The following is a 623-nucleotide window of genomic DNA, read 5'->3' as shown; positions in this document are numbered from 1 at the left end:
GCTATTTGCGCCTCTCCGTAACTTTTCGCAGCTTATCACGTCCTTCTTCGCCTCCGAGAGCCTAGGCATCCCCCATGCGCCCTTTCTTACTTTCTTGCGGCTTCTCTTCTGTAATGAAGAGCTGTCGTTTTGGGTTGATATGGTTTGCTTCGTGCTCTTGTTCTCTTTTTTTCCAACATGTCAAGGATCTTCTGTGGAGAATAACGGATTCGAACCGTTGACCCCCTGCTTGCAAAGCAGGTGCTCTAGCCAGCTGAGCTAATCCCCCCCGCTACCACTTTACTCTCTTTATTTCTGTTCAGCTTCCTTTTCGGTCGCTTTCGCTTGAGAGTCGGTGTAGTCCCAGGCAGATTTGAACTGCCGACCTCTACATTATCAGTGTAGCGCTCTAACCAACTGAGCTATAGGACTGTCTCAAATCGTGCCCTGGCGGGTGTCTCTGTTTTCCTTTTTTATATATGAATGAAAAGAAGCAGTGCGTTCAAGAGTCGAGAACCTTTCTCTTCGGCCTCTCTTGGTGTCTCTTCTCCAGAAAGGAGGTGTTCCAGCCGCACCTTCCGGTACGGCTACCTTGTTACGACTTAGCCCCAGTTACCGGTATTACCTTCGTACGCTCCTTGCGG

At 49.6% G+C, this 623-nt stretch carries 2 tRNA genes and 2 rRNA genes; all 4 read right to left on the bottom strand.

Annotated features, from left to right (window positions below):
- A 23S ribosomal RNA gene (locus B5F38_RS14185) occupies positions 1-96 on the bottom strand; the annotation flags it as partial.
- A 98-nt stretch (positions 97-194) separates the two neighbouring features.
- A tRNA-Ala gene (locus tag B5F38_RS14180) sits at positions 195-268 on the bottom strand.
- 69 nt (positions 269-337) lie between these two features.
- Positions 338-411: transfer RNA gene (locus B5F38_RS14175), tRNA-Ile, on the bottom strand.
- 121 nt (positions 412-532) lie between these two features.
- Positions 533-623, bottom strand: a 16S ribosomal RNA gene (locus tag B5F38_RS14170); the annotation flags it as partial.

The organism is Barnesiella sp. An22 (assembly GCF_002159975.1).
Taxonomy (GTDB): Bacteria; Bacteroidota; Bacteroidia; order Bacteroidales; family Barnesiellaceae; genus Barnesiella; species Barnesiella merdigallinarum.
This window is presented reverse-complemented; position numbering and strand designations above follow the sequence as displayed.